Annotated in this window: 14 protein-coding genes; 11 read left to right on the top strand and 3 right to left on the bottom strand. The window is 36.4% G+C overall.

All coding sequences use genetic code 11. From position 1 onward, the window contains the following. The first annotated feature begins 67 nt into the window (after nt 1-67). The 9 genes from ACR9EA_RS12455 (at nt 68) to ACR9EA_RS12415 (ending at nt 11,479) form a co-directional block, all read left to right on the top strand. Nucleotides 68-2,254, top strand: a complete 2,187-nt coding sequence (locus tag ACR9EA_RS12455) for a glutamine synthetase III (RefSeq protein WP_435133541.1) — start codon at nt 68-70, stop codon at nt 2,252-2,254. Between the two features lie 330 nt (nt 2,255-2,584). Beyond that, a complete protein-coding gene (locus ACR9EA_RS12450; protein ID WP_435133538.1) occupies nt 2,585-2,737 on the top strand; it encodes a hypothetical protein in 153 nt (50 codons plus the stop codon). Nucleotides 2,738-2,911: 174 nt separating this feature from the next. Beyond that, nucleotides 2,912-4,093 (top strand): AIR synthase related protein, encoded by a 1,182-nt coding sequence (locus tag ACR9EA_RS12445; protein WP_435133536.1) that lies wholly within the window; start codon nt 2,912-2,914, stop codon nt 4,091-4,093. A gap of 10 nt (nt 4,094-4,103) precedes the next feature. Further along, a complete protein-coding gene (locus ACR9EA_RS12440; RefSeq protein ID WP_435133535.1) occupies nt 4,104-5,075 on the top strand; it encodes a DUF3078 domain-containing protein in 972 nt (323 codons plus the stop codon). 195 nt (nt 5,076-5,270) lie between these two features. Beyond that, nucleotides 5,271-7,823, top strand: a complete 2,553-nt coding sequence (locus tag ACR9EA_RS12435; RefSeq protein WP_435133532.1) for an adenosylcobalamin-dependent ribonucleoside-diphosphate reductase — start codon at nt 5,271-5,273, stop codon at nt 7,821-7,823. Between the two features lie 153 nt (nt 7,824-7,976). Beyond that, nucleotides 7,977-8,639 (top strand): hypothetical protein, encoded by a 663-nt coding sequence (locus tag ACR9EA_RS12430; RefSeq protein WP_435133529.1) that lies wholly within the window; start codon nt 7,977-7,979, stop codon nt 8,637-8,639. 74 nt (nt 8,640-8,713) lie between these two features. Further along, entirely contained in the window at nt 8,714-9,790 is a 1,077-nt protein-coding gene (gene prfA / locus ACR9EA_RS12425; RefSeq protein ID WP_435133527.1) for a peptide chain release factor 1, read from the top strand. A gap of 69 nt (nt 9,791-9,859) precedes the next feature. Next, the gene (gene pyrF, locus ACR9EA_RS12420; RefSeq protein WP_435133524.1) at nt 9,860-10,678 is read left to right on the top strand and encodes an orotidine-5'-phosphate decarboxylase; all 819 of its coding nucleotides are present in this window, start codon (nt 9,860-9,862) and stop codon (nt 10,676-10,678) included. A gap of 3 nt (nt 10,679-10,681) precedes the next feature. Continuing rightward, on the top strand, nt 10,682-11,479 hold the full coding sequence (locus ACR9EA_RS12415; protein ID WP_435139878.1) for an ABC transporter substrate-binding protein: 798 nt from the start codon (nt 10,682-10,684) through the stop codon (nt 11,477-11,479). On the opposite strand, the gene ACR9EA_RS12410 is transcribed toward ACR9EA_RS12415, so the two are convergent. Together ACR9EA_RS12410 and ACR9EA_RS12405 are read right to left on the bottom strand one after the other, a co-directional pair. Further along, nucleotides 11,445-11,654: a Lacal_2735 family protein gene (locus tag ACR9EA_RS12410; RefSeq protein ID WP_435133521.1), complete on the bottom strand. Its 210-nt coding sequence runs from the start codon at nt 11,652-11,654 to the stop codon at nt 11,445-11,447. The two genes, ACR9EA_RS12415 and ACR9EA_RS12410, sit on opposite strands and share 35 nt — an antisense overlap. Before the next feature lie 81 nt (nt 11,655-11,735). Continuing rightward, complete coding sequence (locus ACR9EA_RS12405) at nt 11,736-11,936, bottom strand: Lacal_2735 family protein (RefSeq protein WP_435133518.1); 201 nt, start codon at nt 11,934-11,936, stop codon at nt 11,736-11,738. A 406-nt stretch (nt 11,937-12,342) separates the two neighbouring features. Between ACR9EA_RS12405 and ACR9EA_RS12400 the strand changes: the two genes are divergently transcribed. After that, on the top strand, nt 12,343-12,933 hold the full coding sequence (locus ACR9EA_RS12400; protein ID WP_435133515.1) for a hypothetical protein: 591 nt from the start codon (nt 12,343-12,345) through the stop codon (nt 12,931-12,933). Nucleotides 12,934-12,936: 3 nt separating this feature from the next. Here ACR9EA_RS12400 and purU read toward each other — a convergent pair whose 3' ends face one another. Then, nucleotides 12,937-13,791 (bottom strand): formyltetrahydrofolate deformylase, encoded by an 855-nt coding sequence (purU, locus tag ACR9EA_RS12395; protein ID WP_435133512.1) that lies wholly within the window; start codon nt 13,789-13,791, stop codon nt 12,937-12,939. Nucleotides 13,792-13,936: 145 nt separating this feature from the next. Between purU and ACR9EA_RS12390 the strand changes: the two genes are divergently transcribed. Then, nucleotides 13,937-17,362, top strand: coding sequence for a methylmalonyl-CoA mutase family protein (locus tag ACR9EA_RS12390; protein WP_435133510.1), 3,426 nt, complete (start codon nt 13,937-13,939; stop codon nt 17,360-17,362). The last annotated feature ends 33 nt before the right edge of the window (nt 17,363-17,395 follow it).

Here is a 17,395-nt window from a genome sequence, read left to right as displayed (position 1 = left end):
TAAAAAGCGACGGTTTCAATTTTTATATTTGCAATAAAAATCAACATAAAAATCACAATATTCAATAATGGCTATATTAAGATTTCATGCTTTAAAACAGACGCTAAACCGTAGGCCTGTAATTATCGAAGAAAACGAGCGACGCTCTACTATTTTTGGGGAAAATGTATTTAACGAGGCGAGCATGCGCCAATATCTAACAAAAGCTGCTTTTAAAGAAGTAACCGATGCTATAGATAAAGGTTCTAAAATAGATAGATTGGTAGCCGACCATATTTCGACAGGTATGAAAGAATGGGCCATATCTAAAGGAGCTACGCATTACACGCATTGGTTTCAGCCCTTAACGGGAGCTACTGCCGAAAAACATGATGCATTTTTCGAGACTTTAGGTGATGGTATTGCCATAGAAAAATTTGGAGGCGGCGAGCTGGTGCAACAAGAACCAGATGCGTCTAGTTTTCCACACGGCGGTATACGTAATACATTTGAAGCTCGTGGTTATACGGCATGGGATCCGACCTCTCCAGCTTTTATATATGGAACTACTTTGTGTATACCTACAGTTTTTGTGTCGTATACAGGAGAGGCTTTAGATTATAAAACACCTTTATTGAGAGCTTTGCAGGCTATAGACACCGCAGCGGTTGCTGTTTGTAAATATTTCGATAAAAATGTTCGAAAAGTTAACGCGTCTTTAGGTTGGGAGCAGGAGTATTTTTTAATCGATAAAGCCTTAGTCGCGTCGCGTCCAGATATAGTAATTACAGGAAGAACCTTGTTAGGGCATTCTCCGGCTAAAGGGCAGCAGTTAGACGATCATTATTTTGGCACCATCCCTAATAGAGCGATGTCTTTTATGCGTGATTTAGAGCACGAATGCATGTTATTGGGTATTCCTGTAAAAACCCGTCATAACGAAGTTGCGCCTAATCAATTCGAGTTGGCTCCAATTTTTGAAGAAGCCAATTTAGCAGTAGACCACAACTCCTTATTAATGGACTTGATGGACAAAACTGCAGAGCGTCATGACTTTAAGGTGTTGTTTCACGAAAAACCTTTTGCGGGGGTTAATGGTTCCGGTAAACATAATAATTGGAGTTTAAGTACAGACACCGGAGTAAATCTTTTAGGGCCAGGAAAAACACCAATGAGCAATTTGCAGTTTTTAACCTTTTTTATCAATACCATTAAGGCGGTAAAGGAAAACGAAGAGTTGTTGCGGGCAGCTATTGCTTCGGCTAGTAACGACCATAGATTGGGGGCAAACGAAGCGCCTCCAGCCATCATTTCGGTATTTATTGGTCAGCAATTAACAGGAGTGTTAAAAGAGCTTCAAAATGTAACTAGTGGAAAGCTGTCCCCAGAAGAAAAAACAGAATTGAAATTAAATGTTGTAGGTAAAATTCCTGAAATTCTTTTAGATAATACCGATAGAAACAGAACGTCTCCCTTTGCTTTTACAGGTAATAAATTTGAATTTAGAGCTGTGGGATCTAAGGCAAATTGCGCCAACCCTATGACGGTTTTAAATACTATAGTGGCGCAACAATTATTCGATTTTAAAGCAGAAGTCGATGCTTTAATAGAGAAAAAAGATATGAAAAAAGACGACGCCATTTTTAATGTGCTTCGCGAATACATAAAAAAGTCTAAACATATTCTTTTTGAAGGGAATGGCTATAGCGAGGCTTGGGAACAGGAAGCCCAAAAGCGCGGTTTGAGTAATAATAAAACCACGCCAGAGGCGCTTAAGGTGAAAGTTTCAAAAAAATACATCAAGATGTTTGAAGATCTTGGGGTAATGAATAAAATAGAGGCCGAAGCGCGTTACGAAATTGAAATGGAGGATTATGTATTGCGGATACAAATTGAATCGCGTGTTTTAGGCGATATTGCTCGTAACCATATTGTGCCAACGGCGGTAAAGTATCAGAATATCTTAATAAAAAATGTTAAAGGTTTAAAAGAGATTTTTGGCAACGATTTTAAAGCGGTAGCTAAAGAACAATTAGCCTTAATAGAAGAAATTTCTAAACGTATAGAAGCTATTAATTCTAATGTCACTAAAATGATTGCGCGTCGTCGCGATATTAATAAAGAGCCCGATATCGAAAAGAAAGCTATAGCTTACTGCAACGAGGTTAAACCGTTTTTTGAAGATATACGCTACCATTGCGACAAGTTAGAATTGTTGGTGGACGATGAACTTTGGCCTTTAACAAAATACAGAGAATTGTTATTCACCAAGTAGTCTATACTTTAATATATAGCACAAAAAAAGAGCAGTGTTCTGCTCTTTTTTTGTATAGAAAAATGTGAGGTATAAAGTATAAATGATTTAGAGCAGTTAAAGTAAGTTTAGCTAATGTTTGCGGTTTGGTTTGAGATTGAATTGCGGACCTGGAGTCAGTTTTTGATCATAGAAAATTCTTACAACTGTTTGTACGGATATTGCGTTTTGTCTGTATAAAATGTGTGTTGTCGAAAAACCCTAAGCGATTTGAAAATAAGCAGATTATAACAAGAGTAGTAATTGATTTTTTGGTATATTTACAGTGCTATTAATCTATACAATTTAATTATGAAACGGCTCATTGTAAGTGTGCTGTTGCTCTTAATTGCTACTTTGGTGTTTTCTCAGGCGAAATCTAATTCGCAGGACGATAATGCTAATGATACAACTGTAAAAGAGTCTGCAGTACAAGTTAAACATTCTCCCACAGAACTTGGTTAAATTATGTTTTTAAACCTTAATAAAGGTTTCAATACGTTGTAATATATCTTCAGGTTTCTATTTCTTGTAAATAGAGCCTTGAGGATATTTTTTTGTTTCAGATTTTAGCATTAAATATCATAAAAAACTAATTTACAATGCTTACTTTTGCAAATCAAATCATATACATAATCCATGAGTCAGGAAGTTAGTAAACGATACGCGCAAAGAGGGGTTTCAGCCTCAAAATCAGATGTTCATAATGCAATAAAAAATATAGACAAAGGTTTGTTTCCTAAAGCGTTTTGTAAAATCGTGCCAGATTATTTATCACAAGACGATGCGTATTGCTTAATTATGCATGCCGATGGTGCAGGTACTAAAAGTGCCTTAGCTTATATGTATTGGAAAGAAACTGGCGATCTGTCGGTTTGGAAAGGAATCGCTCAAGATGCCTTAATTATGAATATAGACGATTTACTTTGTGTGGGCGCAACAGATAATATCATGTTGTCGTCTACTATAGGAAGAAATAAAAATCTTATTCCAGGAGAAGTGTTGTCGGCTATAATTAATGGTACCGAAGAATTAATAAACGAACTTAAAACTTTTGGGGTAACCATACATTCTACGGGTGGTGAAACTGCCGATGTAGGTGATTTAGTGAGAACAATAATAGTCGATTCTACCGTTACGGCCAGAATGAAACGTGATGATGTTATCGATAATGCTAACATCCAAGAGGGAGACGTTATTGTGGGCTTAGAGTCTTTTGGGCAAGCCACTTACGAAAAAGAATATAATGGCGGTATGGGTAGTAATGGTTTAACATCTGCCAGACACGATGTGTTTCATAACTATCTTGCCGATAAATTTCCAGAGAGTTTTGATGCTGCCGTGCCAAGCGATTTAGTATATTCTGGAGGCATGAAATTAACCGATGCTGTTGCAGAGTCGCCGTTAGACGCTGGTAAGCTGGTATTGTCCCCTACGCGCACTTACGCGCCAATTATAAAGGCTATTTTATCTAAATATAACAAGAGCGATATTCATGGTATGGTGCATTGTTCTGGTGGTGCACAAACCAAAATTTTACATTTTGTAGATCAATTTCATATTGTTAAAGATAATTTATTTCCTATTCCTCCGTTGTTTAAACTCATTCAAGAGCAATCTAAAACAGAATGGAGGGAAATGTATCAAGTGTTTAATTGTGGTCACCGTATGGAGTTGTATGTAAATCCAGAAGTGGCTCAGGCAATTATCGATATTTCTAAATCCTTTAATGTTAATGCTCAAATTATTGGTCGAGTAGAAGCATCAAATACAAAACGTTTAACAATACAAAGCGAATTTGGTGAGTTTAATTATGAGTAATTAAGTTGGCATGAAATTAAACCTGTTTGTTTTATTTTTTTTGTTCATAACAAGTTGTGTTTATGCGCAGCCAGATTCGTTGTACATTAAAAAGAAAGCATCGCCTGTAGAAGTGCCTGTGCCTGAGTGGAAGCAGAAAAATAAAGCGGGTTTGTTTTTAAACGAAGTTGCTTTTGTAAACTGGAGCTCTGGGGGTAGCAATTCCATTTCGGCCATTTTAAACTTAGAATCCGAACTTAATTATACTTACAAAGATTTTATTTGGAATAATAAAGGGAATGCCAGATATGGTATTAACCAACAGGAAAGTGAGCCGCTTAAAAAAACAGACGACCTTTTTGAGTTAAATTCCACTATGGGGTATAAGAAGTCCAAAAATTCCCAGTGGTATTATTCTGCAAGACTTAATTTTAAAACACAGTTTGCTAACGGGTATTCGTATCCAGACACCTCTAAGCCCATATCTCGATTTATGGCGCCAGGCTATATGTTTTTTGGGGGTGGTATGGAATACGGAAAAAATATAAAAGAAAAGTCCTTTTATTTTTCGCCTTTAACCTATAAGGCTACTTTTGTGCTCGATGATAATTTGGCGAATTCAGGCGCGTTTGGTGTCGAGCCGGCCGAATACGACGACGATGGTAATTTAATAAAAGAAGGTGATAAGGTTAGGGAGGAGCTTGGAATTTTAGTGACTAACTATTACGAAATGGAAGTCGCTAAAAATATAAAAGTAAAAAGTACGGCGAGTTTGTATACCGATTACCTTAATAGTTTCGGAAATATAGATATTGATTGGGAGATTAACTTCGATTTTAAAGTGAATAACTTTGTAAAAGCGTCATTAGGCTCTCATCTTAAATACGATAACGATGTTAAAAATCAGGTAGTCGTAAATGAAGATGAAGGGCTATACGAAACCCGGGGTGCTAGACTGCAATGGCGGCAATTGCTAGGTGTTGGTGTTGTGGTTGATTTCTAATATGTTAACTTTCTTGAAATGAAATAATTTGTCAACTTTTTATTGTTGATAAGATTTTAAAGACCTGTAAATCAGTGTTTTATTAAATTTTGTTGAAAACTTTTTGTTTTCGATACTGTTGTTTGTTGTCTGTTCTTGTGTATATTTGTGGTCTTCAAAATAAACTAGAAAGAACAAAAAAAACACGACAGCACCATGAAAGTAGACGCCTTGCAAACCCCTCGAAAAACATATACCCAAGAGGAAGCTTTTGAAGCTTCTTTAAACTATTTTAAAGGTGATGATTTAGCAGCAAGAGTTTGGTTGAATAAATATGCTTTAAAGGATTCCGATGGCAATATTTATGAGCAAACGCCAAACGATATGCATACCAGAATCGCTAAAGAAATTGCTAGAGTAGAATCTCGATATCCAAATCCATTAAGCGAACAGGAAATTTTCGATTTAATTAAAGATTTTAAATATATCGTTCCGCAAGGGAGTCCAATGGCAGGAATTGGTAATCCTTTTCAAATCGCGTCTTTATCAAACTGTTTTGTGATTGGAAATAGTGGAGATTCCGATTCTTATGGAGGTATCATGAAAATCGACCAGGAGCAAGTGCAATTAATGAAACGTCGTGGTGGTGTTGGTCACGATTTGTCGCATATACGTCCAAAAGGGTCGCCAGTAAAAAATTCGGCATTAACTTCTACGGGAATCGTTCCGTTTATGGAGCGTTATTCTAATTCTACTAGAGAGGTGGCGCAAGATGGAAGACGAGGTGCTTTAATGTTGTCGGTTTCTATTAATCATCCAGATTCCGAAGATTTTATAGATGCTAAGTTAGAGCAAGGTAAAGTAACAGGGGCAAATGTGTCTGTGCGAATAGACGATAGCTTTATGAAAGCTGTTAAATTAGGTACGGAATACACTCAAAAATATCCTATTTTTAGTGATTCACCTAAATTTTCGAAACGCATTGATGCCGATGGATTATGGAAAAAAATTGTACATAACGCATGGAAATCAGCCGAGCCGGGAATTTTATTTTGGGACACTATTATTGATGAGTCTGTTCCAGATTGTTATGCAGATTTAGGTTATAAAACCGTGTCTACAAACCCGTGTGGAGAAATACCATTATGTCCATACGATTCTTGTAGATTATTAGCCATCAACCTGTTTTCGTATGTAGAGCAGCCTTTTACACCAGAAGCTACTTTTAATTTCGACTTGTTTAGTAAGCACGTCGCAGTGGCGCAACGTATGATGGATGATATAATTGATTTGGAATTAGAGAAAATCGATAGCATTCTAGAAAAAATTGATGCCGACCCAGAATTAGATGAGGTTAAAGCAACAGAGCGTAATTTATGGTTAAACATCAAACATAAAGCCGAAGAAGGTAGACGTACCGGTATAGGTATTACGGCCGAAGGTGATATGTTAGCAGCGTTAGGCATACAATACGGAAGTGAGGCCGGAAATGCCTTCTCTCTAGAGGTGCATAAAAAATTAGCTATCGAGGCGTATAGAGCTTCAGTGTATACAGCTAAAGAGCGTGGTGCCTTTGGTGTGTTTGATGCCGAGCGCGAAAAAAACAATCCGTTTATCAATAGATTGAAAGAAGCTGATAGTAAGCTATATTACGATATGTTAGAATATGGCCGTCGTAATATTGCGTTATTGACTATTGCGCCTACCGGGACCACTAGTTTAATGACGCAAACAAGTTCGGGAATTGAACCCGTGTTTATGCCGGTTTATAAACGACGTAGAAAAGTAAACCCTAATGATAAAAATGTACGTGTAGATTTTGTAGATGAAGTAGGGGATTCTTGGGAAGAATATGTAGTGTTTCATCACCGTTTTAAACAGTGGATGGAAGTAAATGGTATAGATACTACACAAAACTATTCGCAAAAAGAAATCGACGAATTAATTCAAAAGTCACCATATTACAAGGCAACATCAAACGATGTAGACTGGTTAAGTAAGGTAACCATGCAGGGAGCGGTTCAAAAATGGGTAGACCACTCTATAAGTGTTACCATTAATTTGCCTAGCGATGTAAGCGAAGAGTTAGTTGGGCAACTGTATTTAAAAGCTTGGGAAGTAGGTTGTAAAGGTGTTACGGTATATCGCGATGGTTCTCGTTCTGGTGTGTTGATTTCTAACGAAGAGAAAAAGGAAGAAGAAAACCACGATATGTTAACCACTTTCCCGACTAAACGTCCACAAACTTTAGATGCTGATGTGGTTCGTTTTCAGAATAATAAAGAGAAATGGATTGCTTTTATTGGTTTAATTGATGGAAAGCCTTACGAAATATTCACAGGTTTGTCAGACGATGAAGATGGTATTTTAATTCCGCGTTGGGTCACTAATGGGTTTATCATTAAAAATAAAAATGAAGATGGTACCACACGTTACGATTTTCAATATCAAAATAAAAGAGGATATAAAACCACCATTGAAGGGTTATCTCATAAATTCGATCCAGAATTCTGGAATTATGCAAAATTAATTTCTAGTACACTGCGTCACGGCATGCCAATCGATAAGATTGTAGATTTAATTAACAGCTTGCAATTAGATAATGAATCTATAAATACTTGGAAAAATGGAGTAGGAAGAGCTTTAAAGCGTTTTGTTGAAGATGGTACTAAGGCTAAAGGAACGTGTTCTAACTGTAATTCAGATAAGTTAATTTATCAGGAAGGTTGTTTAACATGCCAAGAGTGTGGTTCGTCAAAATGCGGATAATACGTAAATAATAACCTAAAAGGGAGAAATCAATTTGATGCTCCCTTTTTTTATATGTATATTTTATATCTTTAAATAAAGGAGAATGTAATATTAGATTTTAGTCCCAAAATGCTAACCAAAAAAAATCTTTTACTCATACTAACCGTGGTTATGATTGTCGTAAATATTTTTGCGATATATCAATACGATCTTCAGGCTGTAAGGCTTTTTAGATCCGTAACATCGTTTATTTTTTTGGTGACCTTTGTCATTTTGGGCGGATTTAAGAAAAAACTTATGTTTTTTGCGTTGCTCTTTTTCTTCATTTCAGATTTGTTTATAAATCGATACGATCAAATTGTATATAATAATTTAACATCGGTAGCGTCAACACTCGGGTATTTGTTTATAGGGTATTACATGTTTCCTAAATTCAAATTGGTTAGCATAAAAAAGCGTATCGTGGCGCTTTTTCTTGTTATTATACTTATAAGCGCTTACATGTTTTACGAGGTTATAGGTTTAATGTCTGCTTCGTTAAACAATACCTGGCACCAATATTTGTATTACCTGTACTCATTGGTATTGTTGGCCTTATTAATTTTGGTAGGAAATTATAATTTCCGGTATAACTCTACACAATCTACTTACTGTATGTTTTTTGTGTTCTCTTTTGTGGTATCCGATTTGTTTGCGGCAATTTCATATTATTTGGGTATTCCTATGTTTTACTATCCAACACGCTTTTTTTATGTGTTAGGCTTGGGGCTTTTAACGGCTTATGCGGTATTGAAATTTGAAAAAGAATTATTGTACGAAGACGAAGAGCAATAGTTGTTACTCACTTTGCAATATTGGTATGGAGTATTCATAAATTATCGTATTTTTGCAGCACAATTTTTATGTAGATGTTAGATAAATTACAAATAGTAAAGCAGCGTTTTGATGAGGTTAGCGATCTAATCATTCAGCCGGATATCATTTCCGATCAAAAGCGTTATGTACAATTAAATAAAGAGTATAAAGATTTAAGAGCACTTGTAGATAAACGTGCCGAGTATATAGAACTTAAAGATAATATTAAGGAAGCCGAAGAAATTATTGCCGATGGTAGCGATGCCGAAATGGTAGAAATGGCTAAGATGCAATACGACGAGGCAAAATCTAGAATTCCGGAACTGGAGGAGGAAATTAAATTTATGCTTATTCCTAAAGATCCCGAAGATTCTAAAAATGCGGTTGTAGAATTAAGAGCTGGTACAGGTGGAGATGAAGCCAGTATTTTTGCGGGCGATTTGTATAGAATGTACACTAAGTACTGCGAAAGCAAAGGCTGGAAGGTCGATACTGTAGATTTTAGCGAAGGTACTAATGGTGGCTTTAAAGAAATTCAGTTCGAGGTTTCTGGCGAAGATGTGTACGGAACATTAAAATTTGAAGCTGGCGTGCATCGTGTGCAACGTGTGCCGCAAACCGAAACCCAAGGGCGAGTACATACCAGTGCGGCTACAGTAATGGTGTTTCCAGAAGCCGAAGAATTCGATATTGAAATAAGTCCAAAAGATGTTCGTATCGACTATTTTTGTTCGTCTGGTCCTGGTGGGCAGTCGGTTAACACCACCTATTCGGCAGTGCGTTTAACCCATATTCCTACAGGCTTAGTAGCGCAGTGTCAAGATCAAAAGTCGCAACACAAAAACAAGGAAAAAGCGTTTAAAGTATTGCGTTCTAGATTGTACGATTTAGAATTGGCTAAAAAACAGGAAGAAGATGCTGCTAAACGAGGATCGATGGTGAGCTCTGGAGATAGAAGTGCTAAAATTAGAACGTACAACTATCCGCAAGGTCGCGTTACAGACCATCGTATAGGATTAACACTTTACGATTTGTCTAATATTGTAAATGGCGATATTCAAAAAATTATAGACGAACTACAGTTAGCAGAAAATACCGAAAAACTAAAAGCTAGCGACGAAGTTATTTAAATAATAAACAGCCTCTTAATGAGGCTTTTTTTATAGAAGAAGTTAAAACACATTTAAAGTACATATATAGTGACAACCGAACAGCTTATACAGGAGATTCATAAAAAGAAATCGTTTTTAACCATTGGCTTAGATGTCGATTTAAATAAAATCCCAAAACATTTATTAGATGCCGAAGATCCTATTTTCGAATTCAATAAAGCCATTATTGATGCAACGCATCATTTATGTGTGGCCTATAAACCTAATACTGCATTTTACGAAGCTTATGGTTTAAAAGGTTGGCAAGCTCTGGAAAGAACAATACAGTACTTAAATGAAAACCATCCCGAAATTTTTACTATAGCCGATGCTAAACGCGGAGATATAGGTAATACAAGTACCATGTATGCTAAAGCTTTTTTTGAGGATTTAGCATTCGACAGTGTTACTATAGCACCTTATATGGGCAAGGATTCCGTAGAGCCTTTCTTAGCTTTTAAAGATAAACATACTATAATGTTGGCATTAACATCTAATGCCGGAGCTTTCGATTTTCAAACACAATTGGTTAATGGCAAAGAGCTTTATAAGCAAGTTTTGGAAACGTCTAAATCTTGGGAGAATTCCGAAAACCTTATGTATGTTGTTGGAGCTACAAAAGCAGAGTATTTAAGCGAAATTAGACAAATTGTGCCAGATAGTTTTTTATTGGTTCCTGGTGTAGGGGCGCAAGGGGGGAGTTTACAAGAGGTTTGTAAATACGGAATGACTAAGCGTGTTGGATTGCTTATTAATTCGTCTAGAGGTATTATTTATGCCTCACAAGATACCGATTTTGCTGAAGCTGCTGCCGCAAAAGCCAAGCAATTACAGCAAGAAATGGCAGACATTCTAAATCAGTTTTAATTGGTGTTTACGGTTACAGATCAATTAAACCGAAAGCTTTCTTTTATTAATAATCCCAAGCGGATAGTGAGTTTGGTGCCTAGCCAAACCGAATTGTTGTGCGATTTAGGTTTAGAAAAGTATCTTGTTGGAGTTACCAAATTTTGTGTGCACCCAAGACATCTAAAAGGTGAAAAGACAATAGTTGGAGGTACCAAGCAAGTGCATTTAGGTAAGATAGCAGCATTGCAACCCGATATTATTTTGTGTAATAAAGAGGAGAACACAAAAGCAATGATTGCCGATTTAGAAGCAATAGCACCGGTGCATATTTCAGATATCTATACACTAGAGGATAGTTTAGAACTAATGGCTATGTACGGTAAACTATTTGATGTTGAAGCTGAGGCAACAGCTCTACAACATCGGTTAAATACTATTAAAACAGAGTTTGAAGCTTCTATTACAAAATTACCTGTACAAACAGTAGCTTATTTTATCTGGAAATCGCCCTATATGGTAGCGGCAAATAATACGTTTATCAATCACATATTAACGCTGTGCAAATTCAAAAATAGTTTTGCACATTTAAAACGTTACCCAGAAATAGTCTTAGATACACATAATACCTGTCCGGATTATGTGTTTTTATCTAGCGAACCTTATCCTTTTAATCAAGAGCATATCAAAGAATTCAGCGTCTTTTTCCCGAACACAAAAATAGTATTGGTAGACGGAGAAATGTTCTCGTGGTACGGCTCTCGGTTATTAAAAGCGTTTTCGTATTTTAAAAATCTGCACGAAAATCTTCGTTACTCTTAACAGTAACCATTTGTCGTCTTAACTTGTAAGCTTCAAAATATAAATAATCGCTTAGGCTACCATCGGTATGCATAATATTGTAGGCTTCTTCAACAAAAGCACTATATAATTTTTGTAATTCTTCTAGTTTTAAGAAGTTTTTTACTTTACCTACTTTACAAAATTGGGAATTCATAGTATTACGGTTTTAATACTATTATAAACGTAATAATCGTGCCAAAAGTTTAGGGTAAATCGTTAAAAAAATGATAATATTTTAAGGGATAGAAATATTGGGTTCGCCTCTGTTTAAGTATTTTAACCGGTTTATTTTGTTTAATAATTTAATTGCTTGAAATTCAGATATATCACTGATTGCCGAGTCGGTTTGGCGGAAATTATACGCCTGCTCAATAAGTTGCTTATAGCGTTTATTGAGTCTTTGCTGGTTTTTTTTTATTCTGTCATTTTGGTTCATCTTGTTGAAACTTAGTGTTTTAAATATACACTAAAATAAATAAAACTAAAAAGGATAGCTTCTTAAATTTTTCAAAAAAAAAGTAGTCCGACAAGGACTACTTTTTAATAACTAACTAACAAACTTGGTTCAAATAGAATATCTATGAGAAAAATCCACTATTTATACAGGCAAAGGTGCATAATATTGGTTTTAAGTGTGTTATGTAATTATTAATCTTCAATTAATTATGAATTAAATCGAACTGCCATGTTAAATATTTTTATTTTATTAAAATTTAAGGTATATTTTATCAATCTATTAAATCTGATGCTGCTTTTTTGGAGATATGGTAGTTAAAGGCAATTTGTGACAGAAAAAGAATTTAGGATTAGGTTAAAAGAGGGTATATTTAAATAGTATAAAGGTGGAAACGAATGATGCAAGTTTTAGAGCGGTCTTTATTTATTCTAAAGGCTACAAACGGCAGTTGTTAATGTCTTGGAAAGATATTGAAACATTGTCTAAGTTTATAAAAAACACCATAAAGCAGGAGGTTACTATAATAAACACCAATTTAGGTTTAGATATTTATTATGTGTCGCCAGTAGATATGAAAGCGTTTATTTGCAAATCGTTTTTGTTGTTGCATGCTATTAAGGGACATAAAGAAACCGATTTTAATATTATTTCGTTAGCTTCTCACCAAGAAATTAAACAGTATTTATATCATGCGTATCTGCATTGGACTAAAATGCCCTTACTTTTAAAAAGTTACTTAAAAAGCTTTGTAATACAGTTAAACCGAGATTACTTGCATAATATTACCATTAATAGCTTGCTGTTTTCGGTTTGGTATGCAAATCTTAAACAAATTCGCACCAGAATTGGCGGTCAATTAGATCGTAAAGGCATTATTTTAATGGATACTTTACAGGAACTGTATTTAGATCAGAATTACAATCCGTTGGAAAAGTCTTTCATAAAAGAAGCTTTGCATGAATCGCATCATAATTAGTTTCTAATAAAAAATTAGTGTTTTATTGTTAAACACCATCACTTTGCGGTTAATATGCAATTTAATAGCTGTAGCCAAAACAATTTTTTCTAAATCGCGCCCTTTGGCAATTAAGTCTTCTATAGCGTGGGTATGAGAAACCCGTGCAACATCTTGTTCTATAATTGGGCCGGCATCTAAATCTTCCGTAACATAATGGCTAGTGGCGCCAATAATTTTTACGCCGCGCTTGTAAGCCGAATGGTAGGGCTTTGCACCAACAAATGCTGGTAAAAACGAATGGTGAATATTAATTATTTTATTCGGATAAACACTGATTAATTTGCTTGAAACAATTTGCATATAGCGTGCCAAAACAATAAAATCTATATTGTGTTTTTGTAATAATTCCAGTTGTTTGGTTTCGGCTGCTTCTTTCGTGTCTTTAGTAACAGGAACGTGATAAAACGGAATATTGTAACTGTCGGCAATCGTTTTTAAATCGTTGTGATTACTCAAAATAAAAGGAATTTCGGCATGTAATTCTCCTGAATTGTATCGTCCCAAAATATCGTACAAACAATGGTCGTATTTCGAAACGAAAATGGCCATTTTAGGTTTTACTTCGGCAGTATAAATGCGCCATTTCATTTTAAACTGCAACACAAGAGTGTCTTTAAATGTATTTTTTAAATGCTCCAAATTAAATGTAGAATCTTGGAATTCACTTTCCAAGCGCATAAAGAAAATGTTCTGTTCGCGGTCTACATGTTGGTCTATATATACAATGTTTCCGCCATTATTAGCAATAAAATTAGATACAGCAGCAATAATACCAGATTGGTCGTTGCAGTGCATTAATAGCGTTATTCTATTCATAATCTTGTGTTTCAATACTGCATAAAAATAGTTAGAAAATTATTAGTAGCTGCTTTCTGCTAGGCTTTTAGATAATTTAAGATAAATGAAACTTTTTTTTGAATATTCCGTAAATTGCCACTCTTTAGAATAGAAGATTTTAACAATGGAACAAATAAAACCTTATAAACCAAAATATAAAGTACGTATTGTAACGGCGGCTTCGCTTTTCGATGGGCACGATGCGTCTATAAACATCATGCGTCGCATTATTCAAGCGACCGGTGTAGAAGTGATTCACTTGGGGCACGATCGCAGTGTCGAGGAAGTTGTAAATACAGCCATACAAGAAGATGCGAACGCCATTTGTTTAACGTCGTACCAAGGTGGGCACAACGAGTATTTTAAATATATGTTCGATTTGTTGAACGAAAAAGGAGCTAGTCATATAAAGATTTTTGGCGGCGGTGGCGGCGTTATTTTACCCTCGGAAATTAAAGAGCTTATGGATTATGGTATTACCAGAATCTATTCGCCAGACGATGGTCGCGAACTCGGTTTGCAAGGTATGATTAACGATTTGGTAGAACAATCGGATTTCCCTGTGGGAGAATCGTTAAATGGTGAAGTAAATCATTTGGAAAGTAAACAGGTTAATGCGATTGCTCGTGTGATTTCTTCCGCAGAAAATTTCCCGGAAGTTGCTCACGATACCTTAGAGACTATTCATAAAAACAACGAAAAATCTACTACGCCTGTTTTGGGAATTACCGGAACTGGTGGGGCCGGAAAGTCATCATTAGTAGATGAGTTGGTGCGCCGTTTTCTATTGGATTTTCCAGAAAAAACTGTTGGAATCATTTCGGTAGATCCATCAAAACGTAAAACTGGAGGCGCGCTTTTAGGCGATCGTATTCGTATGAATGCTATTAACAATCCGCGTGTGTATATGCGCAGTTTGGCTACGCGCCAATCTAATTTGGCCTTGTCCAAACATGTAAACGATGCTGTTGAGGTGTTAAAAGCAGCGGCATACGATTTAATTATATTGGAAACCTCGGGTATTGGGCAGTCCGATACCGAAATTATAGAACATAGCGATGTGTCCTTGTATGTGATGACACCAGAATTTGGTGCCGCTACGCAGTTGGAAAAAATCGATATGTTGGATTTTGCCGATTTGGTGGCTATCAATAAATTCGATAAACGCGGTGCTTTAGATGCACTTCGCGATGTAAAAAAGCAATACCTGCGCAACCATAATCAATGGGATGCCGATCCAGAAACCATGCCGGTTTTCGGAACCATTGCCTCGCAGTTTAACGATCCAGGTATGAATACCTTGTACAAAGAGGTTATGGATTGTTTGGTTGAAAAAACGCAAGCCGATTTACAGTCTTCGTTTGCGATTTCCGAAGCGATGAGCGAGAAAATATTCGTTATTCCTCCAGCTCGCACGCGCTATTTATCTGAAATTGCTGAAAACAATCGTCAATACGATAAAACAGCAGAAGCACAAGTGCAGGTCGCACAAAAATTATATGGTATTTATAAAACGATTGGAACGCTAACAGATACTGATGTAGCCATTTCTAAAATAGGATTGGATGAAGATGAGATTCTGAAACAAGTTCAGAATGACGACAGCATTTTTGTGAAGTTGCTTGTTGCGCAATTCGACAAAGTAAAACTGAATTTAGATCCTTACAATTGGGAAGTAATTACCACTTGGGATGACAAAGTAAACAAATACAAAAATCCTGTTTATTCATTCAAAGTACGCGATAAAGAAATCAATATCAATACGCATACCGAGTCTTTATCGCATTTACAAATTCCAAAGGTAGCCTTGCCAAAATACCAGGCTTGGGGCGATGTGTTGCGTTGGTGTTTACAGGAAAATGTACCTGGTGAATTTCCGTACACTTCGGGCTTGTATCCGTTTAAACGCACGGGTGAAGATCCGGCGAGAATGTTCGCGGGTGAAGGTAGCCCCGAACGTACCAATAGACGTTTTCATTACGTCAGTGCTGGTTTGCCTGCTAAACGTTTGTCAACCGCTTTCGATAGTGTAACGCTTTATGGTAACGATCCCGATTTAAGACCTGATATTTATGGGAAAATAGGTAATGCCGGCGTGAGTATTTGTTGTTTGGACGATGCTAAAAAATTGTATTCTGGTTTCAATTTGGCCGATGTTATGACTTCGGTGAGTATGACCATTAACGGACCAGCACCAATGTTACTGGGCTTTTTTATGAATGCCGCCATCGATCAACAATGCGAAATTTATATCAAAGAGAATGGTTTAGAGGCTGAAGTTGAAGCCAAAATTGCTGCTATTTACCAAGCAAAAGGCGTAGACAGACCAACGTATAATGGTGATTTACCCGAAGGAAACAATGGTTTAGGATTAATGCTTTTGGGTGTTACTGGCGATCAAGTGTTACCAGAAGCGATCTATGCCGATATTAAAACCAAAACCATAGCCCAAGTGCGTGGTACGGTGCAGGCAGATATTTTAAAAGAAGATCAGGCGCAAAACACTTGTATTTTTTCAACGGAGTTTGCGCTGCGTTTAATGGGCGATGTTCAGGAGTATTTTATAGATAACAATGTGCGTAATTTTTATTCGGTGTCTATTTCGGGCTATCATATTGCAGAAGCAGGCGCGAACCCCATTACGCAATTGGCATTGACCTTATCTAACGGTTTTACTTACGTGGAGTATTATTTGTCACGTGGGATGGACATTAATAAATTTGGACCCAACTTATCGTTTTTCTTTTCCAACGGTATCGATCCGGAATATGCCGTTATTGGCCGCGTAGCCAGAAAAATCTGGGCTAAAGCCATGAAACTGAAATACGGTGCTAATGCCAGAGCGCAAATGTTAAAGTATCATATCCAGACTTCGGGTAGAAGTTTGCATGCTCAGGAAATCGATTTTAACGATATTCGTACAACGCTTCAGGCGCTTTATGCGATTTACGATAACTGTAACTCACTTCATACTAACGCTTACGACGAGGCGATTACTACGCCAACCGAAGAATCGGTGCGTCGTGCCATGGCGATTCAATTAATAATTAATAAGGAATTAGGATTGGCAAAGAATGAAAATCCAATTCAAGGTTCGTTTATTATTGAAGAATTAACCGATTTGGTTGAAGAAGCCGTACTCATGGAATTCGATCGCATTACAGAACGCGGCGGTGTATTAGGCGCTATGGAAACTATGTACCAGCGTAGTAAAATTCAGGAGGAAAGTTTGTATTACGAAACCTTAAAACACAACGGCAGCTTCCCGATAATTGGAGTGAATACATTCTTGAGTTCTAAAGGTTCGCCTACAGTAATTCCGAAAGAAGTGATTCGTGCGACCGAGGAAGAAAAGCAATGGCAAATTAAAACACTAGAAAATCTTCATAAAGGAAACGATACCGAAGCTATTTTACAAGACTTGCAACAAAAAGCCGTTCAGAATGAAAATATTTTTGAAGTTTTAATGGAAGTGTGTAAAGTATGTTCTTTAGGACAAATTACCAATGCGTTATTCGAGGTTGGCGGACAATACCGTAGAAATATGTAATTAATTTCTAGAGTAAAATTATATGAAATCCCG

This window comes from Formosa sp. A9 (assembly GCF_051200825.1).
GTDB lineage: Bacteria > Bacteroidota > Bacteroidia > Flavobacteriales > Flavobacteriaceae > Formosa.
Note: the sequence above shows the minus strand (reverse complement) of the source record. Positions and strands in the feature narration are given on the sequence as shown.

Coding starts and splice junctions, on each gene's coding strand:
- ACR9EA_RS12455 (WP_435133541.1), top strand. CDS start 68: ATGGCTATATTAAGATTTCATGCTTTAAAACAGACGCTAAACCGTAGG.
- ACR9EA_RS12450 (WP_435133538.1), top strand. CDS start 2,585: ATGAAACGGCTCATTGTAAGTGTGCTGTTGCTCTTAATTGCTACTTTG.
- ACR9EA_RS12445 (WP_435133536.1), top strand. CDS start 2,912: ATGAGTCAGGAAGTTAGTAAACGATACGCGCAAAGAGGGGTTTCAGCC.
- ACR9EA_RS12440 (WP_435133535.1), top strand. CDS start 4,104: ATGAAATTAAACCTGTTTGTTTTATTTTTTTTGTTCATAACAAGTTGT.
- ACR9EA_RS12435 (WP_435133532.1), top strand. CDS start 5,271: ATGAAAGTAGACGCCTTGCAAACCCCTCGAAAAACATATACCCAAGAG.
- ACR9EA_RS12430 (WP_435133529.1), top strand. CDS start 7,977: ATGATTGTCGTAAATATTTTTGCGATATATCAATACGATCTTCAGGCT.
- prfA (WP_435133527.1), top strand. CDS start 8,714: ATGTTAGATAAATTACAAATAGTAAAGCAGCGTTTTGATGAGGTTAGC.
- ACR9EA_RS12410 (WP_435133521.1), bottom strand. CDS start 11,654: ATGAATTCCCAATTTTGTAAAGTAGGTAAAGTAAAAAACTTCTTAAAA.
- ACR9EA_RS12405 (WP_435133518.1), bottom strand. CDS start 11,936: ATGAACCAAAATGACAGAATAAAAAAAAACCAGCAAAGACTCAATAAA.
- purU (WP_435133512.1), bottom strand. CDS start 13,791: ATGAATAGAATAACGCTATTAATGCACTGCAACGACCAATCTGGTATT.
- ACR9EA_RS12390 (WP_435133510.1), top strand. CDS start 13,937: ATGGAACAAATAAAACCTTATAAACCAAAATATAAAGTACGTATTGTA.